15 protein-coding genes and 1 tRNA gene are annotated in these 18,347 nt (G+C 53.4%); 2 read left to right on the forward strand and 14 right to left on the reverse strand.

All coding sequences use genetic code 11. The features are described from left to right. Positions 1-13: 13 nt before the first annotated feature. From BN1190_RS11390 to BN1190_RS11425, 8 genes are all read right to left on the reverse strand, one after another. On the reverse strand, positions 14-454 hold the full coding sequence (locus BN1190_RS11390) for a MarR family winged helix-turn-helix transcriptional regulator (protein ID WP_040287013.1): 441 nt from the start codon (positions 452-454) through the stop codon (positions 14-16). A gap of 90 nt (positions 455-544) precedes the next feature. Continuing rightward, complete coding sequence (locus tag BN1190_RS11395) at positions 545-1,987, reverse strand: ATP-binding protein (RefSeq protein ID WP_144036090.1); 1,443 nt, start codon at positions 1,985-1,987, stop codon at positions 545-547. A gap of 201 nt (positions 1,988-2,188) precedes the next feature. Further along, positions 2,189-3,538 (reverse strand): TrkH family potassium uptake protein, encoded by a 1,350-nt coding sequence (locus BN1190_RS11400; RefSeq protein ID WP_040287294.1) that lies wholly within the window; start codon positions 3,536-3,538, stop codon positions 2,189-2,191. Positions 3,539-3,711: 173 nt separating this feature from the next. Then, positions 3,712-4,461: a TerC family protein gene (locus tag BN1190_RS11405; RefSeq protein ID WP_040287014.1), complete on the reverse strand. Its 750-nt coding sequence runs from the start codon at positions 4,459-4,461 to the stop codon at positions 3,712-3,714. Positions 4,462-4,912: 451 nt separating this feature from the next. Continuing rightward, the gene (locus BN1190_RS11410) at positions 4,913-8,011 is read right to left on the reverse strand and encodes an efflux RND transporter permease subunit (protein WP_052461803.1); all 3,099 of its coding nucleotides are present in this window, start codon (positions 8,009-8,011) and stop codon (positions 4,913-4,915) included. 138 nt (positions 8,012-8,149) lie between these two features. Further along, on the reverse strand, positions 8,150-9,724 hold the full coding sequence (locus tag BN1190_RS11415) for a peptide chain release factor 3 (RefSeq protein WP_040287015.1): 1,575 nt from the start codon (positions 9,722-9,724) through the stop codon (positions 8,150-8,152). A 31-nt stretch (positions 9,725-9,755) separates the two neighbouring features. After that, entirely contained in the window at positions 9,756-11,246 is a 1,491-nt protein-coding gene (locus tag BN1190_RS11420) for a UDP-N-acetylmuramoyl-L-alanyl-D-glutamate--2,6-diaminopimelate ligase (protein WP_040287016.1), read from the reverse strand. A 147-nt stretch (positions 11,247-11,393) separates the two neighbouring features. After that, positions 11,394-12,782, reverse strand: coding sequence for an aldehyde dehydrogenase (locus BN1190_RS11425; protein ID WP_040287017.1), 1,389 nt, complete (start codon positions 12,780-12,782; stop codon positions 11,394-11,396). A 326-nt stretch (positions 12,783-13,108) separates the two neighbouring features. On the opposite strand from BN1190_RS11425, the gene BN1190_RS15060 reads away from it, so the two are divergent. Further along, positions 13,109-13,252, forward strand: coding sequence for a hypothetical protein (locus BN1190_RS15060; protein ID WP_179860780.1), 144 nt, complete (start codon positions 13,109-13,111; stop codon positions 13,250-13,252). A 121-nt stretch (positions 13,253-13,373) separates the two neighbouring features. Here BN1190_RS15060 and BN1190_RS11430 read toward each other — a convergent pair whose 3' ends face one another. From BN1190_RS11430 to BN1190_RS11440, 3 genes are all read right to left on the reverse strand, one after another. Next, positions 13,374-14,231 (reverse strand): DNA-3-methyladenine glycosylase family protein, encoded by an 858-nt coding sequence (locus BN1190_RS11430; RefSeq protein ID WP_040287018.1) that lies wholly within the window; start codon positions 14,229-14,231, stop codon positions 13,374-13,376. Positions 14,232-14,262: 31 nt separating this feature from the next. Beyond that, a complete protein-coding gene (locus tag BN1190_RS11435) occupies positions 14,263-14,484 on the reverse strand; it encodes a hypothetical protein (protein ID WP_040287019.1) in 222 nt (73 codons plus the stop codon). A 216-nt stretch (positions 14,485-14,700) separates the two neighbouring features. Further along, a tRNA-Val gene (locus tag BN1190_RS11440) sits at positions 14,701-14,773 on the reverse strand. A 188-nt stretch (positions 14,774-14,961) separates the two neighbouring features. On the opposite strand from BN1190_RS11440, the gene BN1190_RS11445 reads away from it, so the two are divergent. Further along, positions 14,962-15,252, forward strand: coding sequence for a hypothetical protein (locus BN1190_RS11445; RefSeq protein WP_040287020.1), 291 nt, complete (start codon positions 14,962-14,964; stop codon positions 15,250-15,252). A 17-nt stretch (positions 15,253-15,269) separates the two neighbouring features. On the opposite strand, the gene BN1190_RS11450 is transcribed toward BN1190_RS11445, so the two are convergent. The 3 genes from BN1190_RS11450 to BN1190_RS11460 form a co-directional block, all read right to left on the reverse strand. Continuing rightward, the gene (locus tag BN1190_RS11450; protein ID WP_040287021.1) at positions 15,270-15,695 is read right to left on the reverse strand and encodes a phenylalanyl-tRNA synthetase subunit beta; all 426 of its coding nucleotides are present in this window, start codon (positions 15,693-15,695) and stop codon (positions 15,270-15,272) included. A gap of 97 nt (positions 15,696-15,792) precedes the next feature. After that, positions 15,793-17,823, reverse strand: coding sequence for a TRAP transporter permease (locus BN1190_RS11455; protein ID WP_040287022.1), 2,031 nt, complete (start codon positions 17,821-17,823; stop codon positions 15,793-15,795). Continuing rightward, positions 17,807-18,337 carry a DUF1850 domain-containing protein gene (locus BN1190_RS11460; RefSeq protein ID WP_040287023.1) on the reverse strand — a complete coding sequence of 177 codons (531 nt, stop codon included), beginning with the start codon at positions 18,335-18,337 and terminating at the stop codon, positions 17,807-17,809. Before BN1190_RS11460 ends, BN1190_RS11455 begins: the two co-directional genes overlap by 17 nt. Between the last annotated feature and the right edge of the window lie 10 nt (positions 18,338-18,347).

Consider the following 18,347-nt stretch of genomic DNA (forward strand, 5'->3'; position numbering starts at 1 on the left):
CAGGTCAGTTTTTTTATGAAAGATCCCGTATGGAGACACCGAGCTTCTGCAACAGCCGCACAGCTTCTTCCTGTTCAACAGGAGTCAGTGCAGACAGCAAGCTGGTGATATTATCCGCATGTTCCGGAAATATCGTCTCCATGAGTCTTTTGCCTTTCTCTGAAATCGAAACATATGTCACCCGTTTATCATTGACGTTGGTCTCCCGCTGCAGATACCCGTTTGCTTCAAGTTTGTTAATGACATATGTCATTGAACCGCTGCGCATCAGAATCTTTTCCCCGATTTTCTGGATCGGCTGCTTCCCTTTATGGAACAGCAGCTCCAGCACCGCGAATTCAGTCGGATTCAAGCCCTTTGCGATGATCAGCCGATTCGTTTCTTCATGCAGCACCTTGTTGGCTCTGGACAGCACCACAAACAGCTTGAGTGCCCGTTCATTAACATTTTCCATAGTTCACACCCGCTCTATGTCCCAAATTATCAATGTGTCTAGTATAGGGTCAAACTGGGGACGTTGTCAAAAAGCGTACGGATGCACCAGTCAATTCACATTGAGTTGTCTGAATTCCTGAAACCTTTTCCCGCAATGGACCGGGAACGTCAGCACGAAAGTCGTTCCGACGCCCAGCTCGCTACTCACACCGATAGAACCGCCCAGGTCTTCAACCGTTTTCAGCACGAACGGCAGACCGAGACCGGTTCCTTCCGGCTTGGATGTAAAGAACGGCAAAAACATGTTCTTCATCTGCAGCTCGGACATCCCTTTTCCGGTATCCTTGAGAGTGAGGATGAAAGATGGACTATCCACCTCTTTCTCGAGTTTCAGCGTCAAGATGCCGCCGGGTTCCATCGCTTCGAACGCATTTTTGAACAGATTGAGCAGCACCTGCTTGAGCTTGTCGGCATTCGAGTAGATCATCGAGTTGCAGAATGAGGCATCGTGCCAGTCGATCAGAATCGACTCGAACATTGCCTTCGGTTTCATGATCTCCAGCACCTTGGTGATCAGCACGCCCAGCGAGAACTCCGAATAGATGCCTTCGGAAGGCTTCGACAGCATGAGCATCTCGTTCAATATCGTCTCCATCCGCTGCAGTTCGCTGTCGACGACAGCCAGATACTTCGCCGTGTCTCCGTCAGCTGTTGTCTCCATGAGCTGCACGAACCCTTTCAGCGTTGTCATCGGGTTCCGGATTTCATGGGCGATACTGGCCGCCATCTGACCGACAGTGGAGAGGGATCCCGAATGCTCCAGCTGTTTGCGGAGCATTTCGGTCTCCGTACAGTCCTTCATTTCCATTACATACAATTCGTCTTCACGGTTGTAGGAAACTTGTATCTCGAAAAACTTGATATCGTTCGGGTCATTTTCGAACCGTTCCGTGAATTGGACTTTTCCATACAGTTTCAAGTGGTGAAGATACTCTTCGTACCATTTCTCCCCTTCGTCCTTATGTGTGTTGAACTTCCTGTAGAGGGAGCGGATACTCTTTCCGATCAGTGTACCTCTTTTCATATCGAAAATCCCGGCAACCCGACTGTTCACGTCGAGAATCCGCCCGTCCGTATCTATCAGCAGGATGATTTTTGAAATATAGCCGAAACTAGTCGCGTATACCGACTCAGGCAGCGCCTGGAAAGCTGCCGGCAGAACGAGTGTTACAACAGCCTGTCCATTATCTTGGCTATAGAAAACATGTGCTGTGCACAGGCACTCAACGTTTTCCCCGACAGACAGCGCCAGGTTTTCAAGCACACTCACTTTCGTTCCATCAGAGGTTCCCTTAAGGCTGTACCATTCACCGAGAGCTGTTTTCGATTTGAAAAGAGATAGGAAATTATCATCCGGCTCCATAGAGAATCTGTTCCGGAACATTGCATTCGTTTCTTTGATGGTCCCATCCATGTCGATCAAGATGCACGGATGGCGGTTATCTTTTACGAACAGTGACATGTTTTCATAAGCAGCATCCAATTGGTCCAACACCCTTTCTACCTGAGACTACAGACAAGGTATGCAATCAGATTACGTTGTAGAATTGTTTTTTGTATCCCGATTCGTTTATACGTTTGATTATTCCACATTTTATATGGCTCAACTATAGGTCTTAAGACATAAATTATTAAACAATTCTAAAATAATTTTGACAGGTGTGTGACTAATGTCTGCAGATATAGCACAGGATCAGCCGATGATGACACGTTCTTTCGGATAACGGAATGAGGTCTTATACACTTTCCCCCCCAATGTGAACAGGAACGAGATCAGTCCGACACGGCCGATGAACATGAGTGCCATGATGATGATCTTGCCTGGCACCGATAAGTCCGCAGTGATGCCGAGTGACATACCGCATGTACCGAACGCAGAAGTGATTTCGAACAGCAGGGACACAACCGGGACACCGGGCTCCGTGATGAGCAGGATGAGCATGGCCGCAATCACCATGAAGCCGGCAAGCAGTATGACCGCATACGAGCGGAAAATGTCGACCAGTGTAATGCGTCTCTGGAAGATATGGATGACGTCTTTCCCTTTCGCAAAATTGATGAGGAACAGGATGGCGATCGCGAACGTTGTCGTCCGGATGCCTCCGCCGACCGAACTTGGCGAAGCCCCGATGAACATGAGGATACTGATCAGAATGTCTGTCGCGTCCCCGAAATTCGTTATATCGTACGTTGTCAGTCCTGCTGAACGCGCGGAGACCGAGTGGAACAATGAAGAAAAGACCTTTTCGTGCCACGCCATCCCCCGGAATGAGTGGAACGATTCCAGGATGAAGATGAGGACAGCTCCTCCGATAAGAAGTACGCCGAATGTTGCTGTCGTGATCTTCGTGAACAGCGAAAAACGGAAATGCGGGACTTTTTTCGAAAAGAAACTTTTCACTTCGACAAGAACCGGGAAGCCGATAGCGCCGAGAATGATCAGGATCATGATGACGGTCTGGACAAAGTAGTCATTGAAATACGGCAGGAGCGAGGCATTCGTTATATCGAAGCCGGCATTCGTCGTGGCCGACACTGCCAGAAACATCCCGTTCAGAAGCGCTTCCGAAAGTGATTCATAGAGCGGCATGATATAGAGAGTCAGCACAAGCCCGCCGATAAGTTCGATCAGGAAGATGATCCAGACAATCTGTTTGATCAGCTGGACGACACCGGCCAGAGAATACTGGTTATGGTCGACCATGATGAGCTGGCGTTCCCTCAGGCCGATCCTCTTCCTGACAAGCAGCCAGAAGAAGGTGCCGATCGACATGATGCCGATACCGCCGAGCTGAAGGACCAGCATCAGCATACAGAGGCCGAATACAGTATACGTGCCGCCGATACTGATCGGTGTCAGGCCCGTCACACTGACAGCACTCACCGATGTGAACAGGCTGTCGATGAAGGAAATCTCGACACCCGGCTTGTAGACGCCCGGTAAATTCAATAATAAGAATGAGAATGCAATCGCTAGGAAATAATAGAAAACAATGATCTGGGCAGGCGTGAACCTGCGCAGACTGTCCCGGTTAAATTTCATAATGGATCCGTTCCTTTCCTGATAGGAGACATTATCATACCACATTTAAAAATGCCCTGTCAGTGAAATCGCAGTCGTTCCGAAGGGTGCCGTGCAGCTCCGGGTGCAGGGCTGACCATAAAAAAGACGCCCCGGCGGCTGCCGGAGCGGACATTCAGAACGATATACAGACTTCATTTATGTTTACGTGCGACTGCCGTGAGATAGCCGCCGATTGCGATACCGGCCAGCACGATCCAGAACGTCAGCTTCCAGGCGGCCGAATGCGGGAAGGACTCTGCAAGGATGCCGACTTTCGGATGCGCAAGCGTCATGACCGCAAGCTTGACGCCGACCCAGCCGACGATGAGGAAGGCGGCTGTTTCAAGCGCCGGGTATTTCTCCAGCAGCGTGACGAACTGACGGGCTGCAAAACGGATCAGCACCAGGCCGACGATGCCGCCGAGCAGCATGACGGTGAACTGGCCGCCGTTGATGCCGCCGATATGGAAGTTGCCGAGTTCAGGCAGTGTCACCGCCAGCGCAACGGCTGCAAGCATGGAATCGAGTGCGAACGCGATGTCCGCGAGCTCCACTTTCAGCACGGTCATCCAGAAACCGGATTGTCTGCGTTTTTTCTTCGAGGGGCCGCCTTCTTTATGGTGTTTCTGGTCCCATATGTTCTTGATGGAGATATACAGCAGGTACACGGCACCGAGCGCCTGGATCTCCCAATAGTTGACCAGGAAGGTGATGAAGAACAGCGCGGTGAAGCGGAAGACGAACGCCCCAAGCAGTCCGTAGAACAGCGCCTTCTTCTGCTGCAGTTTCGGCAGGTGTTTCACCATGACGGCCATGACGACCGCGTTGTCCGCTGCCAGCAGGCCTTCCAGTACGATCAGCACCAGAAGCACCCAAGCATATTCTAAAAATATCGTTTCCACAACCAATTCCTCCTTTTTTTCAATCAAAAAAACCCTCACCTAATAAAAGGCAAAGGTCTCGCTAAGTCGGAATTTGTGAAAAATCCAGCTATCATAACCGATGGCGCAAATTCACCATGTATTGACGACTATGAAATAGGTTTCCCTATAGCTACTCCCCTTTGACAAACGTCAAAGACATTCAGTTGTTGGGTAATTTCTCTCTTCATTATACCGGGGACGCACGCATCTGTAAACTGTCCATTTGTCCCCCGGCCGGGCAATCCGGCAGGGAGCACAGGCGTATGTCCGAAGAGAGAGCCCCGCAACGGCAGCAGCCGAACCCTGAGCTTCACAAACCTTTGCAGTCCGTCCTACTGTATGCCGGCCGCCTGCATGATATTCGAGGTTGTCCGCAGACAGGAAAACAGCCGGCAGGCACGGAATTCCGCGCTGCCGGCTGTAATACTCATCATACGTCTTCTTCGCTGTCCGCTGCTGTATAGCCGCTCTTCGGACGTGCGCGCCGTCTCGTTTCCCTGTCGAACAGACTGTAGATGACCGGAACGATGAACAGCGTCAGGAACGTGGAACTGATCAGACCGCCGATGACGGCGATCCCCATCGGCTGGTTGATTTCCGTACCTTCACCGATGCCTAACGCAAGCGGCAGCAGACCGAGGATCGTCGTGAGAGCTGTCATGAGGATCGGGCGCACCCGGTTCTTGACCGAGATGACGATCGCCTCATAGGACGGTATCCCCTTTTCTTTCTGCTGATTGATGTAGTCAACAAGGACAATCCCGTTGTTGACGACGATCCCGACAAGGACCAGTATGCCGATGACGGCCGTTACACTGATCGGTGTCTGTGTTGCGAACAGCCCGATCGCCACCCCGATGATCATGAGTGGAACCGAGAACATGATGACGAACGGATATTTGAACGATTCAAACTGGGCTGCCATGACGATGTAAACGAGGACGACTGCCAGGATGATCGCCAGCAGCATGTCGTTCGCCGCATTTTCGAACAGCTCACGGTCGCCGCTGTATGACATCTTCACGTCATCCGGCAGGTCGAGTCCATCGATCGCCTCATTGACGGCTTTCGTCATTTCACCGAGGGATCGGCTGTTTTCATACTTGATGTCGTACGAAACAGAGTGTGCCTGGTCGACACGCTGGATGGCGACCGGTCCTTCCGCAATGTCGATTTTCGCGACCTGGCCGAGTTTGATGTACTGGCCGGAAGGTGTACGCAGCTTGATTTTGCGCAAAGCGCCGGTATCTTCATAAAATTTCTTATCATATTGCACATTGACAGTCAGTACATTGTCATCCTTATCCACAACTTGTGTTGCGAACGTTCCGCGCGTCGCATCTGTAATGATCTGTGCGACCTGGTACGGTGCCAGACCGAAGTTCGCAGCCAGCTCCCGGTCGACGGTCACTTTGACTTCTTCGACCGTATCCATCAAGTTGTTGGAGACATCTGTGACACCATCCAGACTGCGGAGCTTTTCATCCACTTGTCCGATCGCTTTCGTCAGACGTGCTTCGTTCGTATCCTCCAGTGAGAAGGACAGTGTATTCGGACTCGAGCCGGCCGCAGCCTGTACATTGAAACTGACGTCCGCACTGTCACCGACCGCCTCCTCCACTTTCGGTTTCACATCATCCATGAAGTCGAAAACGGAACGGTCGCGCTTATCGAGCGGTTTCAGCTTGACGTACATCTCTGCGGTATCCGCCTGTGAGCCGCCTTGTGCCATCGACTGCTGGGTACCGCCGACAAGGCTGACATATACGTCGACGTCCTTCTGTTCCTTGAGTATATCTTCCACTTTCTTCACTGCGTCATCTGTCGAGGCAAGCGACGAGCCATTCGGCAGGTCGACATTGATGCTGAAGAATCCTTCGTCGGTCGACGGCAGGAATTCGGTGCCCACTTTGAACAGCCCGAATGCACTTGCTGCGAGCAGGACGATTGTACACACAAGGATGAGCGCCCTGTTCCGGAGCGACCACTTGACGGAGTTCTCGAACGTCCGCAGCGTGCGTGACCGGCGCCTGCGCGCTTCCACATTGCGGCGCGGTTTGCGCAGCATGCGGCTCGCCATCATCGGCACAACCGTCAATGCCACGACGAGCGATGCAAACAGGCTGAACGAGATGGTCAATGCGAACTGTGTGAAGATCTGGCCGATGAGCCCGCTGATGAAGATCACCGGTACGAAGACGGCAAGTGTCGTCAGCGTGGATGCGATGATTGCACCGCCGATCTCCTTCGCCCCTTCACTTGCGGCAGTTTTCCGGTCTTTCCCCATGGCCAGATGCCGCTCGATATTCTCGATGACGACAATCGCGTTATCGACGAGCATCCCGATGCCGAGCGCCAGGGCGCCGAGTGTCATGATGTTCAGGGAGAAGTCCGCGAAGAACATGAGCACGAATGTGACGATGACGGAATACGGGATCGCCACACCGATGATGATCGGACTGCGGATGCCTTTCAGGAAGAAGAACAGGACAACCATCGCAAACAGACCGCCGAGGATCAGCGACTGTCCGATATTGTTGATGGCCAGCTGGACATAGTCCCCCTGGTCGAAGAGGATGTCCGCTTCAACGTCCTTGAACTGCTTTTCATCGAGCAGCCGGTCGAGGGATTCCTTGAACGAACTCGAAACCTCCGCAGTGTTCGCCCCCGATTCCTGCAGGACGGACAGCAGGACGGCCTGTTCATCATTCGCCCGCGTGATCGTGTCATTGGCCGCTTCCGTCCTGTTGACGGCAGCAACATCCTTGACGTACATGCGCTTGCCGGTGACAGGGTTCGGCCCGATAATGACATTGCCGATATCTTCCGCTGTCGACAGCGTGCTGACAATCCGTGTCGTCAGCTGTTTGCCGCCGGACGCACTCACCGGCTCACCCGGCATCGTGACATTCGATGCCTGGACCGCCTGGACGATATCCGCCTGGGTAAGGCCATTTTTCTCCAGTTTGTTTTCATCGAGCTTGATCTGGATCTCTTCCACCAATTTACCGGAGACGCTGACACTTGCGACCCCTTCGGTCTGACGGAGTTCCGTCTCGAGCTCGTCGGCGATCTTCCGGATGTCGACATCATCTTTCGCCGTTTTCAGCGAGAGCTGGATCACCGGGAATTGGGATGGGTCGAATTTCATGAACCTCGGCTTGTCCGCTCCCTCCGGAACCGGCACCTGGTCGATGCGCTGGAGGATATCGAGCTGGACATCATCGATATCCGCCGACCAGTCGAACATCATGAAGACCAATGTCGCGCCTTCCTGGGAAGTCGACTGCAGCGTCTTCAGTCCGGGTGAGGTGGACAGGCTCTCTTCGAGCGGTTTCGTCAGTTTTTCGCTGACTTCGGTCGGTGACGCACCGCTGTAATTCGCAACCACCACCGCAACGGGCGGATTCAGGTCCGGGATCAGGGTGACAGGGATCTTGAAGAACGAAACAGCTCCGAGAATGATGATGAGAAACATCGTGACGATCGTAAATACCGGTCGTTTGATCGAAAAATCGCTTATTTTCATGTGCGGGTCCCCTTTTTTCAAAATACAGTACTTTCATCATATGCAAAGCAGCGGACGAGTTCAATCAGAACGGTCGGAAACCGCCGGATAACAGAAAAACCCGTACACAGAAATGTAACGGGTTTTCCTCGGAACCTGTCAAAGGAGGCTGTACAGACGGATATCCGGATATTTGTCATTGAACCAGCGCATGGCAAAGTCATTTTCGAAGAGGAACACAAGATTCTCGTAGCGATCCTTGACGAGCATGGAACGGGGACCGGTCATCGATTCCTTGACGTCCGATTCGTTTTCGATCCAGCGCGCCACTTTGGAACCGATATGCTCCATATGCACTTCGACGTTATATTCGTTCTTCATCCGGTGCTCGAACACTTCGAACTGAAGCTGTCCGACCGCACCTAAGATGACTTCCTCCGTGTGGAGTGTTTTGTAATATTGGATGGCGCCTTCCTGCACGAGCTGCAGGATCCCCTTATGGAAATGCTTCGATTTCATGACGTTTTTCGCGGTCACCCGGACGAAGAGCTCCGGATTGAATTGCGGCAGGGCCTCGAACTGGTACATCGACTTTCCGCCGACGACCGTGTCGCCGATCTGGTAATTCCCGGTATCATATAGTCCGATGATATCTCCGGCCACCGCCTCATTGACCGTCTCACGGTCATCCGCGAGGAACTGGGTCGTCTGGGTCAGTTTCACCGTCTTGCTGATCCGCGGAATGGTGACGGACATCCCCCGGTCGAATGCGCCGGAGACAATCCGGACAAATGCAATCCGGTCGCGGTGCGCCGGGTTCATGTTCGCCTGGATTTTGAAGATGAAGCCTGAGAATTCCTCATTCATCGGGTCCACATAGTCTTCGTTTTCCGTCAGACGCGGCTGCGGCTGCGGCGCGAATTGCAGGAATGTCTCCAGGAACGTCTGGACTCCGAAGTTGGTCAGAGCGCTTCCGAAGAAGACCGGTGTCAGTTCGCCTTTGGCAATCCGCGCTTTATCGAAATCGTTCCCCGCTTCGTCGAGCAGGAGCACATCGTCGACAGCTTGCCGGTAATAAGACGTTTCCGTCATGGCATTCGGGGCTGCGAGTTCTCCTTCTTCGTCCAGTTCGAGAAATCTGTCGCCGCCTTCCGGTCTGGCCAATTCGATCCGCCGGTTGTATCGGTCGTAGATGCCTGCAAATTCTTTGCCCATACCGATCGGCCAATTCATCGCATACGATTCGATGCCGAGCACTTCCTCGAGCTCTTCCATCAGTTCGAGCGGTTCTTTCCCCTGCCTGTCCATTTTGTTCATGAACGTGAAGATCGGAATGCCGCGCATCCGGCAGACTTTGAACAGTTTGATTGTCTGCGGCTCGATTCCTTTTGCCGAATCGACCATCATGACGGCCGCATCGACCGCCATCAGAGTCCGGTACGTATCTTCACTGAAATCTTCGTGCCCCGGTGTGTCCAGGATGTTGACGCGCTTGCCGTCATAATCGAACTGCAAAACAGATGATGTCACGGAAATTCCACGCTGTTTCTCGATTTCCATCCAGTCCGATGTTGCATACTTGCCTGTTTTCTTCCCTTTTACAGTTCCGGCATCACGGATCGCACCGCCGAAGTAAAGAAGTTTTTCGGTCATCGTCGTCTTCCCGGCATCCGGGTGGGAGATGATCGCAAACGTCCTGCGGGATGCGATTTCGTCTTGTATTGCATTTTTCATTAGATGTGCTCCTCATTTACCAGCAGAGGGATCAATTGCCGATCAGTCCTCTGCCAAACTTTTTTTCTGCTTCGTCCAGTGCTATCTCCGCATCGGAGTGCGGATATTTTGTCGATCCGATAATCTGGAAATCCTCATGGCCTTTCCCTGCGAAAATGATGATATCCCCTTCGTCGGCAACTTCGATCGCATGGCGCACAGCCTGTTCACGGTCACCGATACAGGCATATCGGTCGTGGGTCATTCCTGCGGCAAGTTCGCCTGTGATCGAGTCATAGGCTTCATCGCGCGGATCGTCCGTCGTCAGGATGACATAGTCCGCCCTGGATGCTTTCTCGGCCATGATCGGTCGTTTCTTCCGGTCACGGTTCCCTCCTGTGCCGATGATGAAGATCAGTTTCTGCTCCGCGGTTTTGTACGGCAGCACGGCATCTATCGCCTTTTCGATCGCATCCGCCGAATGGGCATAGTCTACGTAGATTGTGAGCGGCAATTTCGTCTCGACACGTTCCATCCGCCCTTTGACAGGCGACAGGAATTCGAGCGGCCCGAGGATATCCGGGATGGCGAGCCCTTTCGCATACAATGCCGTGATGGCAGCCAATGCGTTGGAAACACTGAACTCACCGATCATCCGCATATTGACAGGGAACTCCCCTTCCGGACATTGGAGAGTGAAGGATGTGCCGTCCGTCCGCAGATCGATATCTTTCGCCTTGAACATGGCATCCGCATGGATCCCGAATGTCAATACCGGGAATGCGGTCATCTCCTGCATCTTCAAATGCCACGGATCGTCCGCATTGACGACTGCGAATTTCCGCTGCGTGAGGTCTTGTCCGAGCTGCGCGAACAGCAGACCTTTTGCATTGCCGTAGTTCTCCATCGTGCCGTGGAAATCGAGATGGTCGTGTGTGAGGTTCATGAAGACAGCAATATCGAATTCAGTTCCGGCCAGCCTGCCTTCGATGAGACCATGGCTGGAGACTTCCATCGTCATCGTGTCGCAGTCCTCTTCTGCCGCCTGTGCGATCATCCGCTGCGTCGTCAGGACGTCCGCAGTCGTATTCTCCGTTTCATAGAGGACACCGTCCAGGTTAAAGCCGATGGTTCCCGAAACAGCAGACCGTTCGCCAGCACCCATGAGGATGCCGTGGATGATGTTGCTGACGCTGGTCTTCCCGTTCGTGCCGGTCACACCGATCATCGTCATCCGTTTCGAGGGGTAGCCGCACCAGCGTGCAGCCAGGAGACCGATCGCCCTTGATGTATTGTCCACGCAGACGACAGCCGTTTTCCCGGTATCCTCCTCGATGGGTTTCGAGGCGATGATGACACGTGCACCGGCGTCCGCAGCCTGCTTGGCATACTTGTGTCCATCCACTGTATAGCCTTCGATGCAGACGAATACCCCGCCTGCTTGGACGCCCCTTGAATCCGTCGTGAGATCGCTGACGTCTTCGGGCAGTTCCCCGATTATCTGTTTCACCGGCAGCACGGCCAGTAACTCGTTCGTATTCATAAGACTCCTCCGTTCCGTCATACCCGGCAGCGAGTATCCAATCGGACGGTATCTCTGCTGCCACTCTAGGCAATACACCCATTATACGTTTTTTTAGGCACGGCGTCATGGATGAATGACAGAAACCGAAAGAAAAAACCGCTGAGATCACTTGATCAGCGGTTTGATGTATTTCAATTTGCTGCCGTACGGCGGAAACGCAGCGCGCATCGGGATGGCTGTACTGCGATCCAGCATCGCCTTTTCATGGGTGAACACGTCGAAGCTCGCTTTTCCGTGATAATTTCCCATCCCTGACGAACCGATGCCGCCGAACGGGAGATGGATATTACCGACGTGCGAAATCGTATCGTTGATGCACCCGCCTCCGAATGGCAGCTGTTCCGTGAAGTAGCGGGCAGCCTGTTCGTTCTCCGTGAAGATATAGCCCGCGAGCGGTTTGGGGAGTTTCCGCATACGGCGGATCAGGTCACCCAGATTGTCATACATCAGCACAGGAAGGATGGGACCGAACAGCTCATCTTCCATGGAAGGGCTGTCGAAATCCGTATCGGCCAGAACGGTCGGCTCGATATACAGATCGGACCGGTCCGTGCGGCCGCCATAGCTGACGGACTGCCGTTCCTTCCCCAGGATGCCGTGCAGCCGGTCGAACTGCTTTTCATTGACAATCCGGCCATAATCATCGCTCGCCGACGCGTCTTTTCCGTAAAACCGGACGATCGCTTTCTCCAACTCACGCAAAAACGGTTCCCGGACGGACTGATGGACAGCGACATAATCAGGGGCGACGCACGTCTGGCCGGCATTGGAGAACTTCCCCCAGGCGATCCGCTCAGCCGCGGTTTTCAGATCGGCGGTCTGGTCCACGACTGCCGGGCTCTTGCCGCCAAGCTCCAGCGTAACCGGCGTCAGGCGTTCCGCTGCCGCTTTCATGACGACTTTTCCGACTGCGACACTTCCCGTGAAGAAGATGGAATCGAACGGCGCGTGAATCAGTGCGGATGTCTCCTCTTTCGCTCCTTCTGCGACCCGGATATAGTCAGGCGGGAAGGAGGACTCCAGGATTTCGCGGACGACCGCTGCCGTTCGGGGGGATGACTCGGAAGGTTTCGCGACAATGCAGTTGCCGCCTGCGATCGCCCCGACGATCGGTTCCATGATGAGCTGGAACGGGTAATTGAACGGTCCGATGATCAGGACAGAACCATACGGCTCCCGCTCGACCCAGCTTTTGCCCGGCTGCAGATGGATCGGGGTCTTGGCGGCCTCCGGTTCCATCCACTCATCCAAGTTCTTCAGGACGTGTTTGATGCTCGACAGGACGAATCCGATTTCCGTGACGTACGCTTCGAACGGACTCTTCCGCAGGTCCTGGTAAAGCGCCTCCTCGATAGCCTTCTCCCGCGCTTCAATGGCTTCTTTCAGCCGGTTCAGCATCGCTTTCCGGAATCCGGCAGGACGGGTTGCCCCTGTAAAATAGAACTCGTGCTGCCGCTCGATCATCCGGCTGACATCCGCGTCTGTGAAATTCATGACTGCCACCCCTTTTCCAGAATGTTTCCTCCATCTTACCGGGAACGGAGCGCCTGCGCAAAAATTCCGTACTGTCCCGACACTAATATCAAAAATCGATTCAGCTGTCAATGACTCGAAAGGTACCCTTTCGGTCCGCATAAGTTCCGACAAAATACGCAGGTTATCAGGCGGTGCCGAATCATATACTGACAATATCAGCAGGCCGGCAGCCGGACAGACGGCAGCGGGACTAATGACATGATTTTAGCGAACACGTTTTAAGCATTCCGCCGTTGGGGTAAAGACAGCATACAAGCAGCCACAACTAAAAGGAGGAATTACACATGACAGCTACAGACACTTGGTGGGAAACGATCTTCGCAGGAAACTTGGAAATCGGACTGGATAAAGCACGGATGGACGAATTGGAAGAAGAGCATTTCCTCTATTTCAGAGACGAAGAAATCGACCACGAGGCAATGAACTGATTTTGACAGCGACCTTCATGCAGGGGACCTATGTAAAAGATCCAGGTACATAAAACAGCTTTTCTTTTCGCATCACGGAAAAAGAAAAGCTGTTTTTAATTTGGATGGCATGGTGTACCGGTCAGCCGGCAGGCGCCTCGATGCTCCTCCATAAGTACAATGCCGCATAACTGAGATAAGGCGACCAATCCGGAAACCGGGCGAGGATTTCCTGCTGGGTCGGTTTTCGATCCAGGGCCCAAAGGGTTTTCAGCGCATTCTGCAATCCGACATCCGCCGCCGGAAAGAGATTCGGGCGTCCGAGACCGAACATGAGGAACCCCTGGGCCGTCCAGGGACCGATCCCCCTGAGAGCGGTCAGCGCAGAGGTCACCTCAGCATCCGTCTTGTGCCGCATCGATTCCAGATCGATCGTTCCGTCGGCAATCGCTTGCGATAGGCCGATGACATACTCAGCCTTCCGTGTGCTGAACTGCAGCTCCCGGAGATCTGCGACTGTCAGCAACGCGGTCTGCTCCGGCGGCGGAAAACGCCAGACGCCGTCCTGCTGCAGCCCGTATGTTTCCATGAATCGCATCAGCAGCACATTGGCGAACGAAAGATTGAGCTGCTGGTGGATGATACTTTTCACAAGTTCCCCGTACAGCGAAAAACTCCGGATGAGCGGCGTTCCTGCATGTACCGCAAATACCGGAACCAAGTCGGTATTTGCGAAATGGGCTGCGATGCCGTCGAGCGGTTCATCAAAATGAAAAACCCATCGGATATGTGCCAGCTGTTCTCCATTCAGCAGACCGCTGATCCGGAAAGAAGGCTCCCGGACAGTACCCGTCCCCTGTACAGTGACGAGATTCCCCTCTTCCATCGGAACCCTGACAAGACGCCCCTCCAAATCGACAGCATGCACCGGGTTGCCTGCGAGCCTTGCCAGCGCACTGTCGAAGTCGTAGGGGAACTGCAAATCGATTTCCACTGCCATCGCCACTCACTCCCAAAAAGCTTCTATGACGCTACAATACCACTCTTTCCCCTTCGATAACAGGGAACAATGCGAGCACCCGGTCCATCAGGAAGGTGCGCTTCGCCTGGCGCATATGACAATATGCACGGAAAGAGACCTCCCCTGTCTGCAGCACCGTGACTGTCCGTTTCGTGCACTGCCCGTCTTTCGCCCGGTAGATCATCACCATGCGCTCCCCGTTCAGCATCGCTTTCTCAAGTTGAACCCGCACATTCGTTCGCCTCCTCTTTCTTACGAGTATACCGAATGTACGTTCGTATGTAAAGAGAGGAAGGTCAGCTATGCCGAAAGAAATTTACAGATTGCAGGCTCCGGTCAGCAATACGTTTACGAACACAAAAAAACAGACCCTAGGCATCCGGCCTAATAGGTCTGTTTTGGAGAAGTATCGTTGTTCCGACAATACTTCCAAGGGTTTGGCACCCAATGATTCCGACTGGGCTCGAACCAGCGACCTCTACCCTGTCAAGGTAGCGCTCTCCCAGCTGAGCTACGGAATCGGGATTATGCAGTTGGCTCAACCGGCAGGTGTTTGAGGTAAACTGCCTGTCGCTAAGCACATTTATGATAATACCACGAGATTTCGAATGACGCAATGCCTTTTTGCAAAATAATTTTCCGTCGGTCGTTTTTCCGCTCCTCCAGGCAGACCGGAGCATACACTGACAGTACATATATCCATATAAAGGTGATAGCGATCGTCAGTATTGATGATTTTGATTTCCTGGAAGCCGGTGAATCCGGGCAGGCCGCCAAGCTCGCCGTGTTCGGAAGTGTCGTCTCCCTGATCGGTGATGCGATAACGACATACGCAGCCGCTCTCGCAATCGAAGAACAGAAGCAGTCCCCTGATAACAGCGAATTGCTGCAGGAGATGCGGGAGCTGAAGCAGCAGCTCACCGCAATGAGCGAGGAGATGAGGCACTCGAGGGGAGCAGCGGACAGGGACCGTTCGGCAGGCAGCAATAGACGCCTCTGAACGGTCCCCGTTTTCAATTATTTGGACAGCTCGTCAAGCGCCAGTACTTTCAGTGACAGAAGTTCCTCCGGTGTCAGCCGGCTTTCCACTTTTTGAAGAAGTTCCTGTTGTTCTGCAGCGGTCATGCCGGACTGCGCTTGTTTCTGCATCTCCGCCAGCTCACTGACGCTGAATTTCTTCAGTACTGCGCGGGTGGCCTGTTCCTTTGTCTTAATAGGCAGTTTGCTCCGGTCTGCGGTTTTTGCGTCCTGCAGATAGGACTGGACGTCCGGATTGCTGTTCAGCTCCGCTTTCACGGAATCGAGCTGTCCAGATGTTTCCAGCTGGCTGGTCACTTCATTCATCGCTTTGTCGGCCAGCCAATTGGTGCCGAAGTAATAGGCTGCGGCGATGACAATAGCAAATAGGACGAGGACAGTGAATAACCTTCTGATCCATTTCACGGGTTTGTTCCTCCTTCTTCTTCTTGCATAACCAGACGTGTACCGTACTGATAAGTTTCAAAAAACCCGCCCAATACGAGTATCAGACGGGTGTTAGTCATACGGTCAGTGCTTTCTGTTTGTTCTTCGAGATCAGCTGGATCGCGAACAAAATGATGAACAGCGCTAGACCGATGAAGTCGGTGTTCGTCTCCGGATAGATGAGCATCATGCCGGTCGCCGCCGTGATGATCCGTTCAATCCAATTGAGTTTGCGGTACCAGTATCCGATCAGCGCCGCTCCGATCGCGATCATGCCGACGATGGCGGTGGCGGTCACCCATATGATCTCCCACACACTCGCATCGATCATCAGCATCGCCGGATTGAAGACGAACATATACGGGATGATGAATGCCGCAATGGCGAGTTTTGCTGACGTGACCCCGGTCTTGATCGGGTCCCCGCCCGAGATACCGGAAGCAGCGAAGGCCGCGAGCGCAACAGGCGGCGTGATGTCCGCGATGATGCCGAAGTAGAACACGAACAAGTGCGCTGAAATCGCCACGACGACCGGTACGGGTGCGTTCGGTGTATCCAGCATCAGCAGGGTGATGATCGCCGGTGCAGCGATTGTCGACGTGATGACATAGTTCGCTGTCGTCGGCGATCCCATGCCGAGAACGATTGCCGCGAACATCGTGAAGATGAGCGTCAGCAGGATATTTCCTCCGGCTGCGCTGACGAGGCCGTTCGCGAGGCTGAGCCCAAGTCCGGTTTTTACAACGACACCGACGATGATACCGGCACATGCGGTAGCCGCAGCGACGGCCAGCGCTGTACGTGCACCGTCGACAAGCGCCTGGATGATATCCTTGAAACCGAGGCGCGTCTCTTTATTGAAGGCACTGACGATCAATGTCAGCACGATACCGAGCAATGCCGCTTTCATCGTGGGGATCCCGAGCAGCAGGAACACGATGATACCGATGATCGGCAGCAGCAGGTAGATCTTTTTCAGCGTCTCTTTCCGGTTCGGAATCTCTTCAGGACGCATGCCCTGCAGGCCGACACGCTTCGCTTCGAAGTGGGTCATGATCCAGATCCCTGTGAAATACAGCAGTGCCGGGATGGCGGCTGCTTTTGCAATTTCCCAATAGGTGACCCCGCCGATGAATTCAACCATCAGGAAGGCGGCAGCTCCCATGATCGGCGGCATGATCTGTCCGCCTGTCGATGCGGCTGCTTCGACGCCGCCTGCGAATTCCTTGCGGTAGCCGAGCTTTTTCATCATCGGGATCGTATAGGAACCGGACCCGACGACGTTCGCAACAGAACTTCCGGAAATCGTCCCCTGCAGGGCACTCGAGAAGATTGCAACCTTTGCCGGTCCGCCTGTCAGTTTTCCTGCGAGGACGACTGCCAGGTCATTGAAATAGTTCCCGACCCCTGTCTTGACAAGGAATGCCCCGAACAGCAGGAACACGAAGATGAATGTCGCCGACACGCTGATCGGAGTTCCTAGGATCCCGTCCGTCGTGAAGAACATGAGCTGGACAAGATTATCCAGGTTCTGCCCGCGGTGGGCGAGGAAGCCCGGGAAGTACGGTCCGAAAAACGCATAGACGAGGAAGACTGCAGAAATGATTGTGATCGGCAGGCCGACTGCCCGCCGTGCCGCTTCCATTGTCAGCAATACGGCCAGTGTGCCGACGATCAGGTCGAGATCGGACACACGGCCTACGCGCAGGACAAGTTCGTCCATGTTGAGCGGCCAATAGAGTCCGACGCCGATTGCCAGAAGTGACAGTATCACATCATAGAACGGCACTTTGTTACGCCGTACGCCACCTTTCTTCGTAGCAGGGAACAGCAGGAAGATCAGGGACAGCGCGAACCCTAAGTGGATGGAGCGCTGGATATAAGCCGTGAACGGTGTTCCGATAGATGTATAGAGCTGGAATAACGAAAATGCGAGCAGACCGAAGAATACGACTTTGCCGAGCAGGCCGGCCAAATTTCTCGTATTCGACTCCGGGTCAAATTTCTGCAGCAGTTCGAGCTGTTCTTCTTCCGTCAGCGTGTCGAACCGCTCGTCGTTCGGATCGGTGATCGGATCTGCTTTTTTCTGTTTAGTACGCTTTGCCATTCAGCCTGGCTCCTTTCCATAGTTCATATAACGTTAATTTTTCCACACGGAATTCGTACGAATGGCCGCGTGCCAGCACGGATTTCAAATCCGTCTCTTTCCCCTGATAGCGGAACGCCAATTGGGCATCCACGTCTCCGACATATAATATGAACGAATCGATCACTTTGTCTTCATATGTAAGTGTGTATATGCCATCTTCTGTTACAGACAGTGACTCGCCTTCTTCTGCATATGCAGGAAGACCGATTCCGACGTCTTCGTACTGCATCGTCAGGAAACGGATGGACCCATCAGACTGCAAATTGTATGTTTCAAACACATTCGTCAGGAAGATCGAGTGGACGTAGCGGATCTGGAATTCCGTTTCATCGCCAACCGGCGCATACACGATCTCCGGATGCTCTGTCCTCGTTTCCGTGAAGGTGAATGCCTGTTTGACAGGCAGGTTCCAGACAGCGAGTCCTGCCAGCAGTAATACGGTCAGACCGAGCGGGATCATCCATTTTTTCATCCGCTCACCT

The organism is Sporosarcina koreensis, assembly GCF_000826145.2.
GTDB lineage: Bacteria > Bacillota > Bacilli > Bacillales_A > Planococcaceae > Sporosarcina > Sporosarcina trichiuri.